The sequence below is a fragment of the Nocardiopsis dassonvillei subsp. dassonvillei DSM 43111 genome (genome assembly GCF_000092985.1).
Lineage (GTDB): Bacteria > Actinomycetota > Actinomycetes > Streptosporangiales > Streptosporangiaceae > Nocardiopsis > Nocardiopsis dassonvillei.
Window position 1 is genome coordinate 103603 of record NC_014210.1, and the last position, 22120, is coordinate 125722.

Genomic DNA, 22120 nt, shown 5'->3' on the forward strand with positions numbered 1-22120 from the left:
CGTGTTCCGGAGACGGAGGGCCTGCCGGCCAGCTGCGCCCCCGGCGTCCGCGACCCTGACGCGGGGGACGGGAGCGGTCGGTCGCGGCACGGGCCGACGGGAGGGGCCGTGCACGGCGAAGGGCCCGCAAGCACCACCGGGACCCCGGCGGCGCGTTCCGGGCCCCGGGCCTCGCGGAGCGTCAGCTCAGGCGCTCGAAGACGGCGGCCATGCCCTGCCCGCCGCCGACGCACATGGTCTCCAGGCCGAAGGTCCGGTCGTGGAAGCGCAGGCCGTTGATCAGCGTGCCGGTGATGCGGGCGCCGGTGCTGCCGAACGGGTGGCCGATCGCGATGGCGCCGCCGTTGACGTTGAGCTGGGAGTCGATGTCGATGCCCAGCTGGTCGGCGGAGGGCAGCACCTGCGCGGCGAAGGCCTCGTTGATCTCGACCAGGTCGATGTCGCCCATGGCCATGTTGGCGCGGGCCAGCGCCTGCCGGGAGGCCTCCACCGGGCCCAGGCCCATGATCTCCGGGCTCAGGCCGGTCACCCCGGTGGACACGATGCGGGCCAGCGGGGTGATGCCCAGCTGGGCGGCCTTGGTGTCGCTCATGACGACCACGGCCGAGGCGCCGTCGTTGAGCGGGCAGGCGTTGCCCGCGGTGACGGTGCCGTCGGGGCGGAACACCGGCTTGAGCTCGGAGACCTTCTCGTAGGTGGTGCCTCGGCGGATGCCGTCGTCGGTGCTGACCACGGTGCCGTCGGGCAGGGTCACCGGGGTGATCTCGCGCTCCCAGAAGCCGTTGTCCAGGGACTTCTCGGCGAGGTTCTGCGAGCGGACCGCGAACTCGTCCTGGCGCTGGCGCGAGACGCCGGTGGCCTGGGCGACGTTCTCGGCGGTCTGGCCCATCGCGATGTAGGCGTCGGGCAGGTTGCCGTCCTCGCGCGGGTCGGTCCAGGTTCCGGCACCGCCCTCGGCGCGCTTGGCGGTACGGGCCTTGGCGTCGTCGAAGAGCGGGTTCTCGTTGTTGCCGTCGTCGCTGCTGCCGTTGACGAACCGGCTGACGGTCTCCACGCCCGCGGAGACGAAGACGTCGCCCTCGCCCGCCTTGATGGCGTGGTAGGCCATCCGGGTGGTCTGGAGGGAGGAGGAGCAGTAGCGGGTGACCGTGGTGCCCGGGACGGTGTCCAGGCCCAGCTGGACGGCCACGATGCGGGCCATGTTGAAGCCCTGCTCGCCGCCGGGCAGGCCGCAGCCGAGCATCAGGTCGTCGATGCTGCCCGGGTCCAGCTCGGGGACCTTGGCCAGCGCCGCGCGGACGATCTGGGTGGTCAGGTCGTCCGGCCGGATGTCCTTGAGCGAGCCCTTGAAGGCGCGGCCGATGGGGGAGCGGGCGGTTGCGACGATGACTGCTTCGGGCATGGCTGCGTCCCTAACGGTTGAGGTGCTGCGTGTGCAGCTGTGGATCCGGAGGGCCGGGCGACCTGCTCCGGCCTCGGTTGTTACCGACCAGTAAACCTGGCCGGGGGTCCCGCACGCCACCCGGGGTCGGCGTTCAACCGCCCTCCCCGGAACGGTCGGCGTTCTCGGTCGTGGCCATCCCGGTCGACCCGTCCGGGTGCCCGCGGCCGCCCCGGAGGTGGAACGGGCCGCGCACGAGCGCCGCCCAGCGCCCGTGCCTGCCGGATGTGATGACCCCGCTGGCCTGGGCGTCCACCCGGGAGACCTCCGTTCCGGGGGTCTGGGCGGCCACCACGGCCGCGCGGTCCACCGGCAGGACGCCGCTGCTGCGCTCGGCGTCGTCCAGCTCGGGCAGCAGCCCCAGGGCGGCGCAGGCCGAGGGCAGGACGGCGAAGGCGGCCTGCGAGTACCCGAGAGCTGACGGATGAAAACGGTCAGGCCCGAACATGGAAGCAGGATCTGTCCGGAAATCGTCCGCCAGCACGTCGCTCATGGAGACCGCGCGGCCTCCGGCCTCGGTGACCGCGATGACCTGGGCGGCGGCGAGCTGGCGGGAGGCGAGGCGGGCCACGGAACGCAGCGGCCAGCCGATGGGCCGGACGGTGCCCAGGTCGGGGCAGGTGCCCACCACCACCTGCGTGCCGTGGTCGACCAGTTTGCGGACGGTCTCGCGGAGCTGGGCGACGGCGTCGTTGGGGCGCACGCGGCGGATGACGTCGTTGGCGCCGACGAAGATGACCGCGAGGTCGTAGCGGGTGGCCTCCTCCAGGGCGCGGGAGCGCTCGATCTGGACGGCCAGGTTGGCCGAGGTGGTGCCGGGGGAGGCGGTGCAGCGCAGGCGCACGGGGCGCTCGGCGGCCGCCGCCAGCCCCGAGGCCAGGAGGACGCCGGGGGTCTGGTCGGCCCGCTCGACCGCGAACCCGGCGGCGGTGGAGTCGCCCATCATCAGCATGCGGATCGGCGGTCCGGAGCCCCCGCCGTAGACGCCGTTGACCACGGGCCTGTCCCAGCGGGGGGAGCCGACCGCGCGCCGGGCCAGCCTGGCCTGGAGGTAGAGGAGCGCGACGGTGCCGCCGCCCACGAGCGTGAGCCCGCCGCCGCCGAACGCGGTGGCAGCGGCGATCCGTCTTGCGCGTGCGGCTCGCAGCACCGGACACCCCCGAGGCTCGGACCCGCCTGCCCTGGGCGGGACGGATACGAGCGAGGTTACCGGTGGGCAACCCCGGAATCACGTACCTGAGCGGTACACAATCCGCGCCCCGGGGTGAGGGGAGCGGTATGGGCGGAACAGGGGCGGACGGCCGTCCCCCCGGGTGGGGGCGCGGGGGCCGCCGGGCGTTCGGGCACCGGCCGCTCCGGCCTTCCTCCGCGGGAGGGCGGCCGGTTCCCCGACGCAGCGGAACCGGCTGGTGGAGACCATTAGAGTCTGAACTGAGACGGGTCGGACCGGCCCAGCGCCCCGGGCTCGCCACCGGGGCGAGGACATGGCGGGCCGAAACCCGGCCGCCACGACGCAGAGGGAGCGCAAGTGCGGGTATACGACTCACTGATCGACCTGGTCGGGGACACTCCGCTCGTCCGTTTGAACAAGGTCACCCAGGTCCTCGGCCCGAACGCCCCGACGGTCCTCGCCAAGGTCGAGTACTTCAACCCGGGCGGCTCGGTCAAGGACCGCATCGCGCTGCGCATGGTCGAGGCGGCCGAGAAGAGCGGCGAGCTCAAGCCGGGCGGCACCATCGTCGAGCCGACCTCGGGCAACACCGGCATCGGCCTGGCCATCGTGGCCCAGGAGAAGGGCTACCGCTGCGTCTTCGTCTGCCCGGACAAGGTCGGCCCGGACAAGCTCTCGGTCCTGCGCGCCTACGGTGCCGAGGTCGTGGTCTGCCCGACCACCGTCGCCCCCGACCACCCGGAGTCCTACTACTCCGTCTCCGACCGGCTGGCCACCGAGATCCCCGGCGCCTGGAAGCCCAACCAGTACGAGAACACGAACAACCCGGAGTCGCACTACCACAGCACCGGCCCCGAGATCTGGGAGCAGACCGAGGGCCGCATCACCCACTTCGTGGCGGGCATCGGCACCGGCGGCACCATCAGCGGGACCGGCCGCTACCTCAAGGAGGTCTCCGGCGGCGCGGTGCGTATCGTCGGCGCCGACCCCGAGGGCTCGGTCTACTCCGGCGGCTCGGGCCGTCCGTACCTGGTCGAGGGCGTGGGCGAGGACATCTGGCCCGGCACCTACGACACCTCGGTGTGCGACGACATCGTGGCGGTCAGCGACAAGGACTCCTTCCTCATGACCCGCCGCCTGGCCCGGGAGGAGGCCCTGCTGGTGGGCGGCTCCTGCGGCCTGGCCGTCGAGGCGGCCCTGCGCGTGGCCCGGGACGCCGGTCCCGACGACGTCGTCGTCGTGCTGCTGCCCGACGGCGGCCGCGGCTACCTCGGCAAGATCTTCAACGACGAGTGGATGGCCGACTACGGCTTCCTGTCGGCCGAGACCGAGGAGGCCACGGCGGGCCAGGTGCTGGCCGCCAAGGGCGGGGAGATGCCCGACTTCGTGCACGCCCACCCGGACGAGACCGTCGGCACGGCCGTGGCCATCATGCGCGAGTACGGCGTCTCCCAGGTGCCGGTGATGAAGGAGGAGCCCCCGGTCATGGCCGCCGAGGTGGTCGGCTCCATCGCCGAGCGCGACCTCCTCGACGCCCTCTTCGACGGCCGCGCGCAGCTGGACGACCTGGTGGAGACCCACATGGGCAGGCCGCTGGCCACCGTGGGCACCGGCACCCCCGTGAGCGACTGCGTCCGCCTGCTGCGCGGGTCCGGCGCCCTGGTGGTGCTGCGCGACGGCAAGCCGGTGGGGATCCTCACCCGCCAGGACCTGCTGGCCCACCTGTCGGGCTGACCCCGTCCGCGGGAACCTCCGCGAAACCGCCACGGGGCCCGGACCGCGCTCGAACCGAGCACGGTTCGGGCCCCGCTGTGTACCGACCGGACATGTCGTCGCATACTCGAACACTGCTAATGTTCGCGACAGTTACTGGTAGGTAATAAATGGGGGCACGCGTGTCGCGGCTGTTGTCCTGGGTTCTCCGCTCCGTCTGGTCGTACGCCCGCACCAAGGCCGAAATCCGCGCCGACTCCAGGGCGGCCCGCAGGTTCGCGCGCTTCGGCACGGGCTCGGCGATCGCCTTCCCCACGGCCACCCTCTACGGCGAGCCCTGGATCGAGATCGGCGTGCACACCGTCCTGGGCGGGGACATGACCCTCGCCGCCGGGATGGGGCCCGACTACGACCTGGGCCCCGGGACGGTCGTGCGGATCGGCTCGGGCTGCGCCATCGGGCGCGGCTCGCACATCGTCGCCCACAGGTCCGTGGACATCGGCGACCACGTGTACACCGGCCCCTACGTCTACATCACCGACCAGAACCACGCCTACGGCAACACCGAGATCCCCGTCGGCCTCCAGTGGCCGGTGGACGACCCCGTCAGCATCGGCGACGGCACCTGGATCGGCGCGAACGCGGTGATCCTGCCCGGCGTGCACCTGGGCCGCAACTCGGTCGTGGCCGCGGGCACCGTGGTCCGGCCGGGCACCTACCCCGACCACGCCGTCATCGCCGGCGTGCCCGGGAAGGTCGTGCGCACCCACGACCCCGAACTGGGCTGGGACCCGCCGCTGCGCGAGACCGGCACCCCCACCCGGGTGCCCACCCCCGTCACCGGGCTGCCGCCGGAGGTGCCCGCCGAGCCGCCCCGGCCCGGGTCCTCCACCCGCTTCCCGCCCGTCTAGGGCCGGTACGCGGACAGCACGGTGCCGGGGGTCCCCGGGGACCCCCCGTTATCCAGGAAACCGCGGGGAGGGCCTCCGGCGCCAGCCCCGGTCCGGGCCTGTGGACGGCTCCCGGGCGCGCCCGCGCCCATCGGCGCCGGCCTGTGGAAAACGCGATCGGTGAGGTCAGCGGGCACTAAGGTGGCCCCATGAAGTTCGACGGGTTTGAAACGCTGGCCATCCACGCGGGGCAGGAGCCGGACGCCGGAACCGGGTCCGTGGTGGTGCCGATCTACCAGACGAGCACCTACGCCCAGGACGGCGTGGGCGGTCTGCGCCAGGGCTACGAGTACTCGCGCACCGGCAACCCCACGCGCGCGGCCCTGGAGGAGTGCCTGGCCGCCCTGGAGTCCGGGGTGCGCGGCCTGGCCTTCGCCTCCGGCATGGCCGCCGAGGACACCCTGCTGCGCACGGTGCTCTCGCCCGGCGACCACCTGATCATCCCCGGCGACGCCTACGGCGGCACCTTCCGCCTGGTCTCCAAGGTGGTCGAGCGCTGGGGTGTGCAGTGGGACGCGGTCGACCAGTCCGACCCCGAGGCCGTGCGCGCGGCCGTGCGGCCCAACACCAGGGTGGTGTGGACCGAGACGCCCACCAACCCCCTGCTCAACATCACCGACATCGAGGCCGTCGCGCAGATCGCGCACGACGCCGGCGCCCTGCACGTGGTCGACAACACCTTCGCCTCGTCCTACCTCCAGCAGCCGCTGACCCTGGGCGCGGACGTGGTCGTGCACTCCACCACCAAGTACCTGGGCGGGCACTCCGACGTGGTCGGGGGAGCGCTGGTGGTCTCCGACGCCGAGCTGGGCGAGCGGCTGGCCTTCCACCAGAACACCATGGGCGCGGTCCCGGGGCCGTTCGACTCCTGGCTGACCCTGCGCGGGATCAAGACCCTGGGCGTGCGCATGGACCGGCACAGCGCCAACGCCGAGAAGGTGGTGGCGGCCCTGGAGGGCCACCCCGCGGTGCGCCGGGTGTTCTACCCCGGGTTGGACGCCCACCCGGGGCACAAGACCGCCGAACGGCAGATGAGGGCCTTCGGCGGCATGGTCTCCTTCGCCCTGCGCGACGGTGAGAAGGCGGCGCTCGCCCTGTGCGAGCGCACCGAGGTCTTCACCCTCGGCGAGTCCCTGGGCGGGGTGGAGTCCCTGATCGAGCACCCGGGTCGGATGACGCACGCGTCCACCGCGGGCTCCCCGCTGGAGGTCCCGGCCGACCTGGTGCGGATCTCCGTGGGCATCGAGTCCGCCGACGACCTGGTGGCGGACCTGCTCCAGGCCCTGGAGGGCTAGGGAGGGGCGTCGCGCGGATCGGCTCTCGCCGGTCCGCGCCGCGGCTCCGTCGCCGCGGCGTCCGTCTCAGCTTCTCCCGCTCAGACCGCGGTGGGCGTGCGGTCCGTGGAGGGGGTGGACGGGTGCTCCCCGTCGCGGAAGCGCAGCCCCACCACGAGGCTCCCGGTGCGGGAGAGGGGGGTGCCCTCGCCGTCCTCGCGCAGGGAGCGGTAAGCGCCCCGGCGGTCCTGTCGGCGGATGCCGATGGAGACGGCGAGGAAGAACCCCGCGGCCAGGCCCAGGAGTACGACTCCGACGAGGGCGATAACGATGGGGATCATGGTGTTCTCCTCGGGGGGGGGAAGTTCCTATCCGTGTCCTGCGTGCCCTCCTCCGGAGAGGGGGGACGCCGAGCGGTGTCTCACCGTGGTGTTTCCTTTGCGGTGCCGCGGGGGTCAGGCGCCTGGGTCGAAGGGGAGGGGAACCGCCGACGCCCGTTCTGGGGAGTGTTCTTCCGGCGGTGTCGCGTACTGAGGGTGGCCTTCACTTAAAATGGGCTCATGTTGACCGGATGGACCTGATCTCCTGGTGTTCCGATCATCTTGTTGGTACAAGCTAGGTTGTTGGTCTCATACCCCGGCGAGGACTGATATATGCGGGCCGAAAGCAGATACCGACAGATCGCCCGAACCCTGCGGCGCGAGATCCAGGAGGGCTCCCTGACCCGGGGCGCGCAGCTGCCGTCGGAGAAGCAGCTGGAGGAGCGCTTCGAGGCGTCCCGCAACACGATCCGGCTGGCCCTGGGCATGCTGCGCAACCAGGGGCTGATCGTCAGCCGCCCCGGGCGCGGGCACTACGTCCAGGACGTGGTCCCCGAGACCTTCCACGCCAACCGCGTCGGCCCCGGGGGCCTCCACGAGTCCGGTATGACCGGGCAGGTCCTGGAGGAGCTCCAGCTCCTCAGCGCCACCCCCGACATCGCCAGCCGCCTGCGCGTCCCCGAGGGCGACATGACGGTCGTCCGCCGGATGTACCGGTTCTCCGGGGAGGTCTCGGCCTCCGTCAGCACCGCCTACTACCCCATGGACCTCGTCGAGGGCACCCCGCTCATGCTTCCCGAGGACGTGGAGAGCGCCCTGTCGGTGCTGGCCGAGTACGGACAGCGCCAGGTCGGGTTCGTCGACGAGCTGGAGACCCGCATGCCCAGCCCGCAGGAGGCGGGCCAGCTCGAACTCCCGCCCGGGGTCCCGGTGCTGACCGTCCACCGGACCGACCTGTCCGAGGAGCGCCCCATCCGGCTCGTGCACACCGTCTACGCGGGCCACAGCATCCGCTACCAGTACGAGAACGGCAACATGAACGCCTACCACCGGGACTGAGCACAAGCATGAGCACGTCGAGGAAGACGGTTGTCGCCGACCACCTGCGCGAGGCGCTGGCCAGGGGCGACTACAAGCCGGGGGAGCGGCTGCCGGGGGAGGAGGAGCTCGCCGAGCAGCTCGACGTCTCCCGCGCCACCGCCCGTCTGGGCATGCGCATCCTCCAGGACGAGGGGCGCGTCGCCATCCAGCCCGGACGCGGGGCCTTCGTCGCCGACCACCGGCCCATCGTCCACCTGGCCACCCCCGTGACCGGGGGCGGCGACTCCGAGCGCTTCGAGGCGGGCTACCAGCCCCACCTGCGCGAGGCCGGATACGACCAGGTCCAGGAGAAGATCAAGGTCAGCCTGGACACCATGCGCCCCAAGGTGGCCAAGCGCCTGCGCAGCGACGGGGCCGAGGGCCGTACGCGCGGGGACCTGGTGGTCATCCGCTCCTCCGACCGGTTCGTCGACGGCGGCCTGTGGCAGTCCCAGGTCACCTACTTCCCGTACGGCATCGCCAGCAACACCCCGCTCATGTCCCCCGAACGCCTGGAGGAGGGCGTCGCCGCCGTCCTGCGGTCACTGGGGTACCGGGAGGAGTGGAACTGGGACATCGTCGGCGCCCGGATGCCCTCCCAGGACGAGGCGGACTCCTTCGGGCTGGGGCCGGGCATCCCGCTGCTGGTGCAGGAGCGGGTGGTCTACGAGGGCATGCGCCCGCTGCGGTTCACCGAGACGGTCATGCCCGCCAACCGGCACCAGCTGCTCTACTCCGGCGGCGGCGCCCCCGAGGAGCTGTTGGTGCTGGCCTCCGACGTCAGCATCTTCGAGCGCTGACCCGCCGCGCCGCCGACGCGCCCGGCCGCTGACCGGTCGGGCCGTCGGCAGCCCGCGCGGAGTTCGGAGCCGACCACACCGGGCCGCTGTCCCGGTACCCGGCCGGGCGGGCTCCGGCGGAGTCCCGGTGTCCGCGCCGGTTCCCCGCCGCGGCGGCCAAGTCCGTTCCACGGGGATCCGGTCCGCCCTCGCGGCGCCCGGCTCAGCGCAGGTAGCGGTCCACCACCAGCGGCCCCAGCTCCTCGGCTCCGGCGTGCACCACCCGCGTCCCGCGCCGCCGCTCCACCAGCTCCTGGAAGGCGCGCAGCCGCGGATCGTCCGCCAGCAGGAAGAAGGTCACCTCGGCGCCCCCGCGCAGGACGGCGTCCAGCTCGGCGAAGGTCAGCTCCACCGTGCGGGGGGCCGGGGGCCAGGAGAACCGGGCGTCGCCGTCCTCGCCCAGGTGCGCGGTGGGCTCGCCGTCGGTGACCACCAGTACCTGCGGACGCAGGCCGCCGTGGCGCCGCAGGTGGGCGCGGGCCAGCCGCAGCGCGTGGTGCAGGTTCGTCCCGGGGACGCGGCGCCAGTCGTGCGCCACCAGTGAGGCGGGGGTCAGCTCCCGCGCCCGTTCCCCGAAGCCGACCAGGTGCAGCCGGTCCTGCGGGCGGCGCGTGGACACCAGGGTGTGCAGGGCCAGCGCGGTCCGGGTGGCGGCCTCGTGCAGGGACCGGGTCACCATCGAATGGGACAGGTCCACCAGCAGGGACACGGCCGCTGCCTCCGACGGCTCCGCCCCGGCCACCCGCACGTCCTCGGCCCGCAGCGCCACGCCGCGCTCTCCGGGGCGGGCCCGGCGCAGGGCCGCCTCGCGCACGGTCGCGACCGCGTCCAACGGCCGGTCGCCGTCCTCGTCGCGGGGCAGGGACAGGCCCGTGGGCTCCCCGCCGGGCGCGGTGCCTCCCCGGTGTGCTCCGCCGGGGCCCCCGCGTCCGCGCCGGGAGGCCTCGGCCTCGCGCAGCGCCACCTCGCCCAGGCGGCGCAGTTCGCGCGGGCTCAGGCCGTGGTCGGCCCCGTCCAGGCGGGCCAGGATGCGGCCGGCCTCCCCGCCCAGCAGCCCCGGCAGACGGCCCAGGGCGGTGGCGTCCGCCCGGCCGAGGGCCGCGCGGTCGCCGTCGGCGTACCGGGACAGGACGTCCTCCAGGGCGGACAGCCGCCGCCGGTCCTCCTCGGACAGAACCCCCGGGCCGCTCGCGGAACCCGCCACCGGGCCCCCACCGGTCGCGGAATCCACTCCCGGGTCCTCCTGGTCGGTCGCGGAACCCGTCTCCGGGAACCGCGAAGCGGATGCGGAATCCGCCTCCAGCGCCGAGGCGACCAGTACCAGCAGCTCCCGCGCCGCCGCCACGGCCTCCTCGGGCGGCGGGTCGGGTTCGGCCAGCGGGTCGGGGCCGCCCATGTACTCCCGGTACCGAAACCTCACAGGCGTCCGCCTCCTTCTCGTCCCGCGCACACGCACCGGCTATCTTCCCGATTCGGGAACCGGCAGTCCTGGCCGGGCGAGCCGGCCGCCGAACGGCCGCGCCCGAGAGGGCCCCGGCGCGCGGACGCCTCCGGAGGGCGCCGCCTGGAGACCGCCTAGAAGCGGTAGACCCCTCCGTCGGGAAGCGCGTCCTTGGACAGCCGGCGCTCCAGGTACAGGCCCTCCAGCGCGAACTCCACCACAGCGGCGGCCAGCCCCGGCGTCGGCGGGCCGTCCTCGTCCTCGGGGGCCGCGTGCCCGATCATCGCCGCGAGTCCCGGGACCGCGCCCACCCGCCGCAGCAGTTCGGCGGCGCCCACCAGGTCACCGGTCTCCACCGTGCCGCCGCCCGAGAAGCGGTCGGCGAGTTCGGACAGGTCCGCCGTTCCCAGGCGTTCGCGGAACACCTCCGCCACCGCCCGGCGCAGCAGCGCGTGCAGGATCTCCGCCTCGCGGCCCTCGGAACCCGTCTCGAACTCGACCTTGCCCAGCAGCGGCTCCACCGCGGCGGGCAGGTCGCACACCCGGGCCACCGGAACCTCCCCGCCGGTCAGGGCAGCCCGGCGCAGCGCCGACGCCGCCACCGTCTCGGCCGCGGACACCGAGAAGCGCACCGACACCCCCGAACGGGCGTCCACCTTCTTCGAGGCGCGGACCAGCCGGGTGAAGCGCGCCACGGCCTCCAGCAGGTGCGAGGGCACCGTCGTGCCCTCGGGCAGCGCCGCCTCCTGCCGGATGAGCGCCAGTTCGTCCGCCAGGGTCAGCGGGTAGTGGGTGCGCACCTGCGCGCCGAAGCGGTCCTTGAGCGGGGTGACGATGCGTCCCCGGCTCGTGTAGTCCTCCGGGTTCGCGCTCGCCACCAGAAGCAGGTCCAGCGGCAGCCGCAGGTTGTAGCCGCGTACCTGGAGGTCGCGCTCCTCCAGCACGTTGAACAGCGCCACCTGGGCCCGTGCGGGCAGGTCGGGCAGCTCGTTGACGCAGAACACGCCCCGGTTGGCCCGCGGCACCAGACCGTAGTGGATGGTCTCGGGATCGCCGAGGGAGCGCCCCCGCGCCAGCAGCGCCGGGTCCACGTCGCCGATCAGCTCGCCCACGCCGGTGTCGGGCGTGCCCAGCTTCTCGCCGTAGCGCTCCGAGCGGTGCCGCCACACGACCGGCAGGCCGTCGCCCTCCCGTGCCGAACGGCGCACGCAGGCCGGGCAGACCGGCGTGTAGGGGTGGTCGTTGACCGGGCACCCGGCCACCGCCGGGGACCACTCGTCCAGCAGGGTCGCCAGGGTGCGGATCAGCCGGGTCTTGCCCTGGCCGCGCTCGCCCAGCAGGACGATGTCGTGTCCGGCCAGCAGGGCCCGCTCCACCTGCGGCAGCACGGTGGCATCGAACCCGTGCACCCCGGGGAACCGGGGCCGTCCCGAGGCCATCCGCCGCAGCAGGTTCTCCCGCACCTCGGCGGCGACCGGTCGGTGGACGTGCCCGGATCCGCGCAGGTCCGCGCGGGTGCGCGGGAGCGGGGGCGGGGCGGGGGAGGGGGCTTCGGGAAGGGCGCTCACCCCACGAACCTATCCACAGCCGTCAAGGAGCGTCTGGTTTCCGGGGTTGGCGTGCTGTTTCCTGGATACAAGGGGGCCCAGGGGCTCCGGCCGCATCGTGCTGCCCGCACGCCGCACCGCTGTCGGAGTCCGTGTCAGTTCACCGGAAAACCTCCTGTTCGACGCCGAGGTGGAAGAATGGGACGCGACGGTGGAGTCCTGCGTCCGGCCGCGACGGCCGGCGAGACCGGGGGTGGCAGCTGGTGGCACGGTTCGGCGATGCACTGACGACGGGGGCCGACCTCGTGAACGCGGCCGAGCGCGCCGTACTGAGTGCCCTGGAACAGGTGGACGGCCCTACCGACCTGGTGTGCTTCTTCGTCTGCGGCGCCGACCCCGAGGAGGTCACCCTCGCGGGCAAGCGCGTCATGGAGCTGGCGGGCGACGCGGCCACCCTCGGATGCAGTTCCACCGGGGTCATCGGCGGCGGCCGCAGCGTCGAGGGCCAGGGCTCGGTCAGCGTGTGGTGCGCCGGTCTGCCCGGCGTGGAGATCACACCGTTCCGACTGGACACCGTGGTCGAGGACGACCACCTGGCCGTCATCGGCATGCAGGAGCCCGGCCCCCGCGACAGCGTGGCCATCCTGCTCACCAACCCCTACGAGTTCCCCACCCAGGCCTTCGTCCGCGAGTCCACCGAGGCCCTCGGCGGCCTGCCCCTCGTCGGCGGCATGGCCGACGGCATGCGCGGTGAGGAGTCGGTGCGGCTCTTCTGCGACGGCGAGGTGGCCGAGCACGGCGCCATCGGCGTCCTCGTCGGCGGCGAGAACGTCCTCGGCACCGTCGTGAGCCAGGGCTGCCGCCCCATCGGCTCGCCCATGACCGTCACCAAGGCCGAGGGCAACCTCCTGCTCGAACTCGCGGGCACCAACGCCTACGAGAAGCTGGAGGAGCTGGTCGAGTCCCTCTCCGAGGAGGACCGCGAACTCGCCGAGCACGGCCTGCACATCGGCATCGCCATGGACGAGTACGTCGACCGCCACGAGCAGGGCGACTTCCTCATCCGCACCCTGGCCGGAGCCGACCCCGAACTCGGCGCCCTCACCATCGACGACATGGTCGAGGTCGGCCAGACCGTCCGCTTCCAGGTCCGCGACGCCGGTACCGCGGACGAGGACCTGGCCCGCCGCCTCAGCGACTTCGGCGCCGAACACCCCGTCGGCGCCGGTCTGCTCTTCTCCTGCAACGGCCGCGGGTCCTCCCTCTTCCCGCAGTCCGACCACGACGTCCTGGCCGTCCACCGCGTCCTCGGCGTCGACGCCGTCGCCGGGTTCTTCGCCGCTGGCGAGATCGGCCCGGTCGGCGGGGTCAACCACGTGCACGGGTTCACCGCCTGCCTGCTGGCCTTCGCCTAGAACACCGCTCCCCGCACCCGCGGCGGGGCCGGTGCGGGTGCTGCCGGGTCGGCGTCCGAGGCCACCGGGAGCCGGGCCGTGCCCGTTCCCGGAACAGATCCCACCGTGTTCCCGAGTCGGACTTTTACCGCTGTGAGGCCGACACCCGACACGGGCTGCTTGAGTGCGTTCGCGCCGGATTGCTTACTGGAAGTGTTCATTCTGGTAACTCCACGTGTTTGGCAGGGCGGGAATGTTCCACACGAGGCGCGAGCGCGCCAGAAGCACCGCGAAGACCCTGGCGTCCCTGGGCGCTCTCGTGCTCCTCGCGCCCCCGGCCCCGGTCCCGGCGCTCGCGGAGGAGGGCTGGCTGCGCCAGGAACCGGGTTCCGCCGACCGGATCGGCCTGGTCCTGGAGTCCGGAACGCTGCGCCTGGACGGTGACGCGGGCCGCGGGCCCGTGGCCCGCTGGGATCCGGAGCCCCGGCGCGGCGGTCTGGCGGTCTTTCCCCCGCAGCCGCTGGAGGCCCCGGCCGCCACCGTGGACGTGCGGGTGCGGACGGACGGCGGTCCGGGGGAGGTGACCACGGAACTGCGCGGCGACCGGACCGGCGGGGCCTGGACCGAGTGGCACCCCGTCGGGGACGGGCGGGTGACGCTGCCGCACGAGGTCGCGCGGGTACAGGTGCGGGTACGGCTCAGCGGGGAGGGGAACGGCCTCACGGGACTGCGGATCCGCCCGTTGGAGGAGGACGGGGAACCGCCCCGGGGCGGTGCTACCGGGGAGCCCGGCGACGGGCAGGACGGCCACGCGACCGCGCCGACCGGTCCCGCCGCCCCCACCGACCCCTCGGAACCGGTGGAACCGGGAAGCTCCGGCGCTCCCCCCGGCCCCTCCGCACCGGGAGGCCCCGAAACCCCCACCGACCCCTCGGGTCCCGACGACTCCGGCGACCACGGCGATAGCACCGAGCCGTTCTCGGCCACCCTCTTCGCCACCCGTATCGGACTGGTCGGCAACACCACCGCCAACGACCACAGGATCCGCGAGAACGACCACTTCGCCGCCCTGCCCTCCCGCCGGGGCCTGGCGGTCCGGGGCGGCGGCGAGTACACCGTGCGGGTGTGCACCACCGGCGCCCTGGGCCCCGAGGGACGGGACGTCACCGAGGACCACCGGCCGCGCTGCGCCTACCTGCCGGTGTGGGACGTGGGGCCCTGGAACACCAGGGACGACCACTGGAACGCCGAACGCGAGACCTGGCCCGACCTGGCGCGGGGGCGCCCGCAGGCGCAGGCGGCCTACACGCTGGGGCACAACGGCGGTCTCGACGGGTTCGGGCGCCGGGTGCGCAACCCGGCGGGTATCGACCTGGCCGACGGCGCGTTCCGGCAGGGGCTGGAACTGCCCACCAACGGATGGGTGCGGGTCGACTACCTGTGGACCGGCGAGTACCGCAGGCGCGCGCGGATCACCGCGGCCGACCAGCGGCACCCCGTGGTCGTGCGCGGCGGTCCGGGGCTGGAACACGAGCCGGTGGGCCTGGCCGCGCACAGCGCCAACGTCGACGTGGCCTGCCAGGCCGTCGGCGACGCGATGGCGGGGACGTTCGGGACGAGTAGCGCCTGGTACCGGATCGGTGAGGGCGACTACGTCCCGGCCGTGTTCGCCGACGGTGGGAACGGCGCCCCGGCCTGCCCGGAGCCGTGAGTCGCGGGGTCGCGGGGCCGTGGGGTGCGGCGACACGCCCCGGGTCGGCGGCGGGGCGCTCCGGGGCGTCGCGCAGATGCGGGCTCGGGCCACGGCCCCGGTCGGCGTCGGGGCGCGGGGCGGGGCGGGGTATCGATGGTGTGCGGGCAGCACGGGGCGGGGGAACCCCCTTCACCACGCCAGGCCGCGGCGGAACCGCCCCGGAAGGGGGAGTCCCCGCCTGGGGACAACCCTCCGGCGCACCCGGCCCCGGACGGCTCAGGTGCGGATGACCACGGTTCCGGCGGCCCGGTCGTGCAGGGCGCGCTTCTCTTCGCCGAACGCCGCCATGGACTCGGCCAGCGTGAAGATGTGGCCCACGACGGGCAGGGACTGCGGGAAGCCGAAGAACGCGGATCGGCCCATCGCCTGCCCCTGGCTGAGCCTGCCGCCGTCGGCGGCGCTGACCACCTTGATCCCGACCATCATCTTGCCGAGCGTGCGCCCCCAGGTGACCAGGTACAGCCAGTCGTAGAAGAACAGCAGCAGACCCCACCCGAACACGAACAGCAGCGCCCACAGGGTGCCCTCGGCGTCGGTGGTCTGGTCGCTGCCGGTCAGGACCACCGTCACGACGGCCATGAGGACGAAGAACACGACCGCGGCGATCACCACGAGGACGTAGTCGATGGCGCGGGCGGCCAGACGGCGGCCGAACGCGGCCCTCTCCGGTGTCGGGGTCGGGAACGGGCCCGGCACCGGACCCGGGAACGCGCCCTGCCCCGGCACGCCCCATCCGGCGCCCGGAGGGGACACGCCCTGGCCGGGCACGGGGCCGCCGGGACCCCACCCCCCGTTCGGGGGCGGGTACGCGCCGGGGCGGGGTTCCTGGGGGTTCCAGTGGAGCGAGGACATGTCGGCGGGAATCCCTCGGTTCGTCGGACCGGCGGCCGGGGAAGCCGCCGCGGGAGTGTGCTTCGAGACTACGACGCGGGGGACCCTCCGGAGGATCCCCGCCGCGCACACGAAGGGGCGCCCCGGTGAGGGGCGCCCCCAAAGCGGCGGGGGCGGTCGGACACCGCCCCCGTGATCGCCGAACCGCCGCTACATGCCGGTGTAGGGCACGGCGTCGATGATCTCGACGCCCAGGCTCTTGCCGTTGGGCAGCGTGTAGCTGACGTTCTCCCCCACGCGCTTGCCGTTGATGGCGGAGCCCAGCGGTGACCTGGGCGAGTACACGTCGATGGGAGAGCCGCTCTCCTCGCGGGAGGCGAGCAGGAAGGTGACCTCGTCGTCGTCCCCGTCGAACTTGACGGTGACGGTCATGCCGGGGCCGACCACGCCCTCGGTGTGGGGCGCCTCGCCGACCCGCGCGGTGCGCAGGATCTCGGTGAGCTGGAGGATGCGGGCCTCCATCTTGCCCTGCTCCTCCTTGGCGGCGTGGTACCCGCCGTTCTCCTTGAGGTCGCCCTCTTCCCGGGCCGCCTCGATCTTCTCCGCGATCTCGATGCGCCCACTCCCCGACAGGTGGTCCAGCTCGGACTTGAGCCGGTCGTACGCCTCCTGGGTGAGCCAGGTGACGTTGTCATCGCGGGTCTGGGTCACGGGAACTCCTTGTGTACTAGTAGCAAAGGCCACCAGGCGGCCAGAGCTGAACTTACGAGAATATCACCGTGCGTCGTGACACACGGGTTCCCGCGGTTCGGCGGTGCCTCCGGAGCCGGGCTAAGGGGCTCGGTGGATCAGTCCTGCGAACCTTGTTCCCTGCACGAGGCCACTTCTACCGTGGCGGCCTGACGAACCGTCTCAACGGTCGTGGTGACCATGCGGTTCCCGGCCTCGGCCTTCGAGCGCGTCTGGCCCACCTCGACGAACTGTTCGTCCAACGCCACGACCAGGCACTCGGCGCCGTTCCTGCTGTTCACCTCGTAGCTGATGGTGGCCTCCTCGGGCGTGGGCGCGGAGAAGGTGATCACCTGGTGGTACACACCGCCGCCCAGACCGCTGAAGTTCATCAGGGAGTAGCCCCAGCCGACCGCGCACGCCACCGCGAAGAGGGTGGCGATGACGAAGAAGACCGGCCCGTTCCCGTGGCGCTTGCGCAGCGCGGGAGCGGTACTGGCCGAGGAGTCGGCCGCTGTGTCGGCCGTGGTTTCGGCGCTCTTCACGGCGTCTTCCTCCGGGGTCGGCTGCATCGGGAATCTCCGAACAAGGGGACGGTGTTGTCTAAGATATCCCCGACCTGACAGCCTCCCCACGCGCCCCGCGCGGAAGTCGTCCGAGCCTGTGTACCGGGGGAGCCGGACGGCCGCGCCCCTCGCGTCCGTCCACCTAGTCAAGGAGACCCTTCGTTGTCCGAGCGCCTGCGGCTCATGGCCGTTCATGCCCACCCCGATGACGAGTCCAGCAAGGGCGCGGCCACCATGGCCCGCTATGTGGAGGAGGGCGTCGACGTGCTCGTTGTCACCATGACCGGTGGCGAGCGCGGCGACATCCTCAACCCCGCGATGGAGCGTCCCGACATCCGCGAGAACATCGCGCAGGTGCGCCGAGAGGAGATGGAGCGGGCCAGGGAGATCCTCGGCGTCCAGCAGGAGTTCGCCGGGTTCGTCGACTCCGGCCTGCCCGAGGGCGACCCGCTGCCGCCCCTGCCCGAGGGCTGTTTCGCCACCCTCCCCGTGGAGGAGGGCGCCGCGCCCCTCGTGGAGTCCATCCGCAGGTTCCGGCCGCACGTCATCCTCACCTACGACGAGAACGGCGGTTACCCGCACCCCGACCACATCATGACCCACAAGGTGACGATGCACGCCTTCGACACCGCGGGCGACCCCGACGCCTACCCGGACGCGGGCGACCCCTGGCAGCCGCTCAAGCTGTACTACTTCGTCTCCTTCCCGCCCGAGCGGTTCGAGGCCCTGGCCGACGTGCTGGCCGCGCGCGGGCTGGAGAACCCCTTCGAGGAGTGGATGAAGCGGATCGCGGACCGCGACCACCCCCGCTGGGAGATCACCACGCGCGTGCACTGCAGCGAGTACTTCGACGTCGCCGACGAGGCGCTCAAGGCGCACGCCACCCAGGTGGACCCCAACGGGTTCTGGTTCGCCGTGCCCAACGAGGTCGTCGCGGAGGCCTGGCCGAGTGAGGACTACCACCTGGTGCGCTCGCTGGTGGACACCGAGATCCCTGAGAAGGACCTCTTCGCGGGTGTCCGAGAAGCAGTGAGAGTATGAGTGGCATGAACACCCTTCTCACGTCCGCGACGGTGCTGGCGGGCAGCTTCCAGCTCGACAAGGACACCGTGACCCCCGGTGTGCTCGGCTTCCTCGTCATCTTCGCCATCGGCGTCGGGCTGTACTTCCTCATGCGCAGCCTCCTGGGCAAGCTCCGCGCCCTGCCCAAGGACGACGACTTCGGCGCGAGGGCCACGGCCTCCGACGACGGCGGGCCGGCCGACGCGGCGCAGGTCTCCGCCGAGGACACCGCTCCGCGGAGCTGAGGAGACGTCCCCGCCCTGCCCCAGCGGGACGGCGTGTCCGGGCGCACCGCCCGGGCCCACCACTCGGTCCGAAGGCTCCGGGCCGCTCCCGCGCCCGCCGGACGAACACCCGGCCTCCTCCCGGGCGGTGGTCCCCGGCCCGCTCCGGCGGGTGCGCGACACCCCACCGCCCCGGGTGGCGGAGTTCACGGGCGCCGGGTCGGCTCCCGTGCCGTGGACTCCGCTCGGGCGGGTGCGCGACGCCCCGCCGCCCCGGATGGCAGAGTTGGGGGCATGTCCAACCGCCTGAGCGACGCGACCAGCCCGTACCTGTTGCAGCACGCCGACAACCCCGTGGAGTGGTGGCCCTGGGGTGAGGAGGCCCTCGCCGAGGCGCGTCGGCGCGACGTGCCCCTCCTCGTCTCCGTCGGCTACGCCGCCTGCCACTGGTGCCACGTGATGGCCCACGAGTCCTTCGAGGACGAGGCGACCGCGGCCCTGATGAACAGCCTGTTCGTCAACGTCAAGGTGGACCGCGAGGAGCGCCCCGACGTCGACGCCGTGTACATGGAGGCGACCCAGGCCATGACCGGCCAGGGGGGCTGGCCCATGACCGTGTTCGCCACCCCCGACGGCGCCCCGTTCTACTGCGGCACCTACTTCCCGCGCGAGCACTTCCAGCGCCTGCTGCGGGGCGTGGCCGACGCCTGGCGGGACCAGCGCACCGAACTGGTCGGCCAGGGCGCGCGCGTGGTGGAGGCGCTGAGCGGCCCGCGCACCCTGGCCGCCGCGCCCCCGCCCTCCGCGGACCGGCTCGACCTGGCCGTCCGCGCGCTGGTGCGCGACTACGACAGCGCCCACGGCGGTTTCGGCACCGCGCCCAAGTTCCCGCCGTCGATGCTGCTCTCCTTCCTCACCGCCCAGGACGAGCGCACCCGGCCCCTGCAGAGCGCGGACGAGTCCACGCCCGCCTGGCTCATGGCCAGCGGCACCGCCCTGGCCATGGCGCAGGGCGGCATGTACGACCAGCTCGGCGGCGGTTTCGCCCGATACTCGGTGGACCGCGAGTGGACCGTGCCGCACTTCGAGAAGATGCTGTACGACAACGCCCTGCTGCTGCGCGCCTACGCCCGGATGGGCCGCCGCCCCTCGGGTCCGGGGGTCTCCGACGCCGCCACCCACGCCCTGCTGCGCCGGGTCGCCGGGGAGACCGCCGACTGGATGCTGCGCGACCTGCGCACGCCCGAGGGCGGGTTCGCCTCGGCGCTGGACGCCGACAGCGAGGGCGAGGAGGGCACCTACTACGTGTGGACGCCCGCCCAGCTGCGGGAGGTCCTGGGCGAGGAGGACGCCGCCTTCGCCGCCGAGGTGTTCGGCGTGACCGAGGAGGGCACCTTCGAGCGCGGCGCCTCCGTGCTCCAGCTGCCCGCCCCGCCCGCCGACGCCTGGCGCTACCAGCGGGTCCGTGAGGCCCTGCTGGCGGCCCGCGCCGAACGGGTCGCCCCCGCGCGCGACGACAAGGTGGTGGCCGCCTGGAACGGCCTGGCGGTCGCCGCGCTGGCCGAGGCCGGGGTGCTGCTGGAGCGGCCCGACCTGGTGGAGGCCGCCCGCGCGGCCGCTGACCTGCTGCTGCGCGTGCACCTGCGGGACGGGCGCCTGGTCCGCACCTCCCGGGACGGGCGCGCGGGCACCAGCGCCGGGGTGCTGGAGGACTACGCCGACGTCGCCGAGGGGCTGCTCGTCCTGCACGGTGTGACCGGGGAGGCGCGCTACGCGCACGAGGCCGGGCGCCTGCTGGACACCGTCCTGGAGCGCTTCGGAGACGGCTCCGGCGGGTTCTACGACACCGCCGACGACGCCGAGCGCCTCTTCAACCGGCCCCAGGACCCCACCGACAACGTCACACCGTCCGGCCGGTCGGCGGCGGCGTCCGCGCTGCTCTCCTACGCCGCGCTGACCGGATCCGAGCGCCACCGCACGGCCGCTGAGGAGGCGCTGTCCCCGGTGGCGGTGCTGGCGGAGAAGGCCGCCCGGTTCGCCGGGTGGGGCCTGGCCACCGGCGAGGCCCTCCTGACCGGGCCGCGCGCCGTGGCGGTGGTGGGCGACCCCGACGACCCGAGGACCGCGGAGCTGGTGCACGCCGCGCTGGTCTGGGCGCCGCTGGGCACCGTGCTCTCACGCGGCGACGGCCGCGACGACGGAGGGGTGCCGCTGCTGCGCGACCGCGCGCCGGTGGGCGGGCGACCGACCGCCTACGTGTGCGAGGGCTTCGTCTGCAAGCTCCCGGTCACCTCGCCCGAGGACCTGCGGGAGCAGCTGCTGGCCTGACGCGTCGCCGGGGCCTATCCCAGGTGCGTACCGGCGATGATCCGGTCCACCAGGTCGGGCCGGTAGCCCGGCTGGCGGATCTCCATGTACACGGTCGTGGGCTCGCCCGGCTCGTGTACGGCGGCGCTGCTCAGCGACCCGTTGCCGTGGCACTCGGGCCAGTCCCACACCGTGCCCTCCCATTCCCCGGTGTCCAGCGGCCGCTCCTCGGGAGGGTCCCCGCACGGCTGGGCGCCGGCGATCCCGCTCAGGTCGGCGGGGCCGCGCACCACGGTCGCGTACACACCGTAGGCCGTCTCCCGGGTGGAGTCCCAGTCCTCGGCGTCGGTCGCCACCAGCAGGCCCGGACCCGCGCCGGCCTCGGCCGCCGCGGGGAGGGCCTCCTGGGCGGTGTGGATCTCGTGGGCCCACACCGACGGCACCTCCAGGTAGACCCCCTGCGCGGCGTCGTGCACGGTGGTCAGGGACACCCCCGGCCTGCCCAGGGATCCCGAGAGGCTGGCGCCCGTCAGCACCAGCGCCCCCGCCAGGGCGGTCGCCCGCCGCCACGGCATGCGCAGCCGCTGCCACCACGGCACGGCCGCCTTGGGCAGGTCGGGCGCCATACGGATGGTTCTGACCCGGTCGGTGAAGGTTTTGGCGTCCGCCGGACGGCTTTCCCGGTCCACCGAAAGTGCCGACAGGATGAGTTCGTCGAGCGCGGGGGGCAGACCTGGCCGGATCTGGCCAGGAGCCACCTTCACCGGCGGACGCGAGGGCGGACGGCCGGTGATGAGCTCGTAGGCCACCGCGCCCAGCGAGTACACGTCCGACCGGACGTCCAGGTCACCGCCGGGAATGCTCTGCTCGGGGGACATGTAGCCGGGGGTCCCGGCCGCCGCGGTGAACCCCGACGCCTCGTCGATCGACTTGGCGAACCCCAGGTCCGCCACCAGCACCCGCTGTCCCACGGGTGAGGACTGGAGCAGCACGTTGGACGGCTTGATGTCGCGGTGGATCGTGCCGTGGTTGTGCAGCACCGTGATGCCCTGGCCGATCTCGGTGAGCAGCCGCAGGGCCTCGTCCAGGGGCAGTGTGCCCCGGTGGATGAGGTCGGCGACGCTGCCCTGGTCGGCGTAGGTCATCACCATGTAGGGCCGACCGTCGGGGAGCACGTCCACGTCGTGCACCGCCACCAGCCAGGTGGAGTCGGTCTGGCGCAGGATGCGCGCCTCCTCCAGGAAGCGGTGCTGGATGTCCATCTGGTGCGCCCAGTTCTCGGCGAGTACCTTGATGGCCACCGAGTAGTTCAGCAGGTCGTCCTGCGCCAACCAGACCGTGGCGAAGGAACCCGACCCAAGGCGCCGGATGACGCGGTAGCGCCCGAAGGCCTCAGGTTGGCTCATCTCCGCCTCGGTCTGTCAGGGGTGAACACGCGGTCGTTGCCCACTAATACACCATCTGTACCTTCACATTGC

The 22120-nt window shown here is 73.2% G+C and carries 19 protein-coding genes; 10 read left to right on the forward strand and 9 right to left on the reverse strand.

Annotated elements, in window-relative coordinates:
• Positions 1-181: 181 nt before the first annotated feature.
• Both NDAS_RS00415 and NDAS_RS00420 read right to left on the reverse strand, forming a co-directional pair.
• A complete protein-coding gene (locus NDAS_RS00415) occupies positions 182-1402 on the reverse strand; it encodes an acetyl-CoA C-acetyltransferase (protein WP_013151140.1) in 1221 nt (406 codons plus the stop codon).
• Between the two features lie 133 nt (positions 1403-1535).
• Positions 1536-2591, reverse strand: coding sequence for an SGNH/GDSL hydrolase family protein (locus tag NDAS_RS00420; RefSeq protein WP_013151141.1), 1056 nt, complete (start codon positions 2589-2591; stop codon positions 1536-1538).
• A gap of 378 nt (positions 2592-2969) precedes the next feature.
• Here NDAS_RS00420 and NDAS_RS00425 point away from each other — a divergent pair, with 378 nt between their 5' ends.
• From NDAS_RS00425 to NDAS_RS00435, 3 genes are all read left to right on the forward strand, one after another.
• Entirely contained in the window at positions 2970-4346 is a 1377-nt protein-coding gene (locus NDAS_RS00425) for a cystathionine beta-synthase (RefSeq protein WP_013151142.1), read from the forward strand.
• Positions 4347-4495: 149 nt separating this feature from the next.
• Positions 4496-5236 carry an acyltransferase gene (locus tag NDAS_RS00430; RefSeq protein WP_013151143.1) on the forward strand — a complete coding sequence of 247 codons (741 nt, stop codon included), beginning with the start codon at positions 4496-4498 and terminating at the stop codon, positions 5234-5236.
• Between the two features lie 188 nt (positions 5237-5424).
• Positions 5425-6570 (forward strand): cystathionine gamma-synthase, encoded by a 1146-nt coding sequence (locus tag NDAS_RS00435; RefSeq protein ID WP_013151144.1) that lies wholly within the window; start codon positions 5425-5427, stop codon positions 6568-6570.
• Positions 6571-6650: 80 nt separating this feature from the next.
• Here NDAS_RS00435 and NDAS_RS00440 read toward each other — a convergent pair whose 3' ends face one another.
• A complete protein-coding gene (locus NDAS_RS00440) occupies positions 6651-6890 on the reverse strand; it encodes a hypothetical protein (protein ID WP_013151145.1) in 240 nt (79 codons plus the stop codon).
• Between the two features lie 312 nt (positions 6891-7202).
• Here NDAS_RS00440 and NDAS_RS00445 point away from each other — a divergent pair, with 312 nt between their 5' ends.
• Complete coding sequence (locus NDAS_RS00445; RefSeq protein WP_013151146.1) at positions 7203-7928, forward strand: GntR family transcriptional regulator; 726 nt, start codon at positions 7203-7205, stop codon at positions 7926-7928.
• Positions 7929-7936: 8 nt separating this feature from the next.
• On the forward strand, positions 7937-8749 hold the full coding sequence (locus NDAS_RS00450) for a GntR family transcriptional regulator (RefSeq protein ID WP_013151147.1): 813 nt from the start codon (positions 7937-7939) through the stop codon (positions 8747-8749).
• Positions 8750-8951: 202 nt separating this feature from the next.
• Here NDAS_RS00450 and NDAS_RS00455 read toward each other — a convergent pair whose 3' ends face one another.
• Together NDAS_RS00455 and NDAS_RS00460 are read right to left on the reverse strand one after the other, a co-directional pair.
• On the reverse strand, positions 8952-10208 hold the full coding sequence (locus NDAS_RS00455) for a VWA domain-containing protein (RefSeq protein ID WP_041552140.1): 1257 nt from the start codon (positions 10206-10208) through the stop codon (positions 8952-8954).
• 155 nt (positions 10209-10363) lie between these two features.
• On the reverse strand, positions 10364-11797 hold the full coding sequence (locus tag NDAS_RS00460) for a sigma 54-interacting transcriptional regulator (RefSeq protein ID WP_013151148.1): 1434 nt from the start codon (positions 11795-11797) through the stop codon (positions 10364-10366).
• A gap of 242 nt (positions 11798-12039) precedes the next feature.
• On the opposite strand from NDAS_RS00460, the gene NDAS_RS00465 reads away from it, so the two are divergent.
• Both NDAS_RS00465 and NDAS_RS00470 read left to right on the forward strand, forming a co-directional pair.
• Positions 12040-13191, forward strand: coding sequence for an FIST signal transduction protein (locus NDAS_RS00465; RefSeq protein WP_013151149.1), 1152 nt, complete (start codon positions 12040-12042; stop codon positions 13189-13191).
• Between the two features lie 232 nt (positions 13192-13423).
• The gene (locus NDAS_RS00470) at positions 13424-14881 is read left to right on the forward strand and encodes a hypothetical protein (protein ID WP_013151150.1); all 1458 of its coding nucleotides are present in this window, start codon (positions 13424-13426) and stop codon (positions 14879-14881) included.
• Between the two features lie 258 nt (positions 14882-15139).
• On the opposite strand, the gene NDAS_RS00475 is transcribed toward NDAS_RS00470, so the two are convergent.
• The 3 genes from NDAS_RS00475 to NDAS_RS00485 all read right to left on the reverse strand — a co-directional run bounded on the left by NDAS_RS00475 (position 15140) and on the right by NDAS_RS00485 (position 17055).
• Positions 15140-15775 carry an RDD family protein gene (locus NDAS_RS00475; protein WP_013151151.1) on the reverse strand — a complete coding sequence of 212 codons (636 nt, stop codon included), beginning with the start codon at positions 15773-15775 and terminating at the stop codon, positions 15140-15142.
• Positions 15776-15964: 189 nt separating this feature from the next.
• A complete protein-coding gene (gene greA / locus NDAS_RS00480) occupies positions 15965-16465 on the reverse strand; it encodes a transcription elongation factor GreA (protein WP_013151152.1) in 501 nt (166 codons plus the stop codon).
• Between the two features lie 137 nt (positions 16466-16602).
• Positions 16603-17055 carry a DUF4307 domain-containing protein gene (locus NDAS_RS00485; RefSeq protein WP_013151153.1) on the reverse strand — a complete coding sequence of 151 codons (453 nt, stop codon included), beginning with the start codon at positions 17053-17055 and terminating at the stop codon, positions 16603-16605.
• A gap of 156 nt (positions 17056-17211) precedes the next feature.
• Between NDAS_RS00485 and mca the strand changes: the two genes are divergently transcribed.
• From mca to NDAS_RS00500, 3 genes are all read left to right on the forward strand, one after another.
• Positions 17212-18090 (forward strand): mycothiol conjugate amidase Mca, encoded by an 879-nt coding sequence (gene mca, locus NDAS_RS00490; RefSeq protein ID WP_013151154.1) that lies wholly within the window; start codon positions 17212-17214, stop codon positions 18088-18090.
• A 5-nt stretch (positions 18091-18095) separates the two neighbouring features.
• Positions 18096-18356 carry a hypothetical protein gene (locus NDAS_RS00495; protein ID WP_013151155.1) on the forward strand — a complete coding sequence of 87 codons (261 nt, stop codon included), beginning with the start codon at positions 18096-18098 and terminating at the stop codon, positions 18354-18356.
• A 273-nt stretch (positions 18357-18629) separates the two neighbouring features.
• The gene (locus tag NDAS_RS00500; protein WP_013151156.1) at positions 18630-20663 is read left to right on the forward strand and encodes a thioredoxin domain-containing protein; all 2034 of its coding nucleotides are present in this window, start codon (positions 18630-18632) and stop codon (positions 20661-20663) included.
• A 14-nt stretch (positions 20664-20677) separates the two neighbouring features.
• Here NDAS_RS00500 and NDAS_RS00505 read toward each other — a convergent pair whose 3' ends face one another.
• The gene (locus NDAS_RS00505; RefSeq protein ID WP_013151157.1) at positions 20678-22048 is read right to left on the reverse strand and encodes a serine/threonine-protein kinase; all 1371 of its coding nucleotides are present in this window, start codon (positions 22046-22048) and stop codon (positions 20678-20680) included.
• Positions 22049-22120 lie beyond the last annotated feature (72 nt).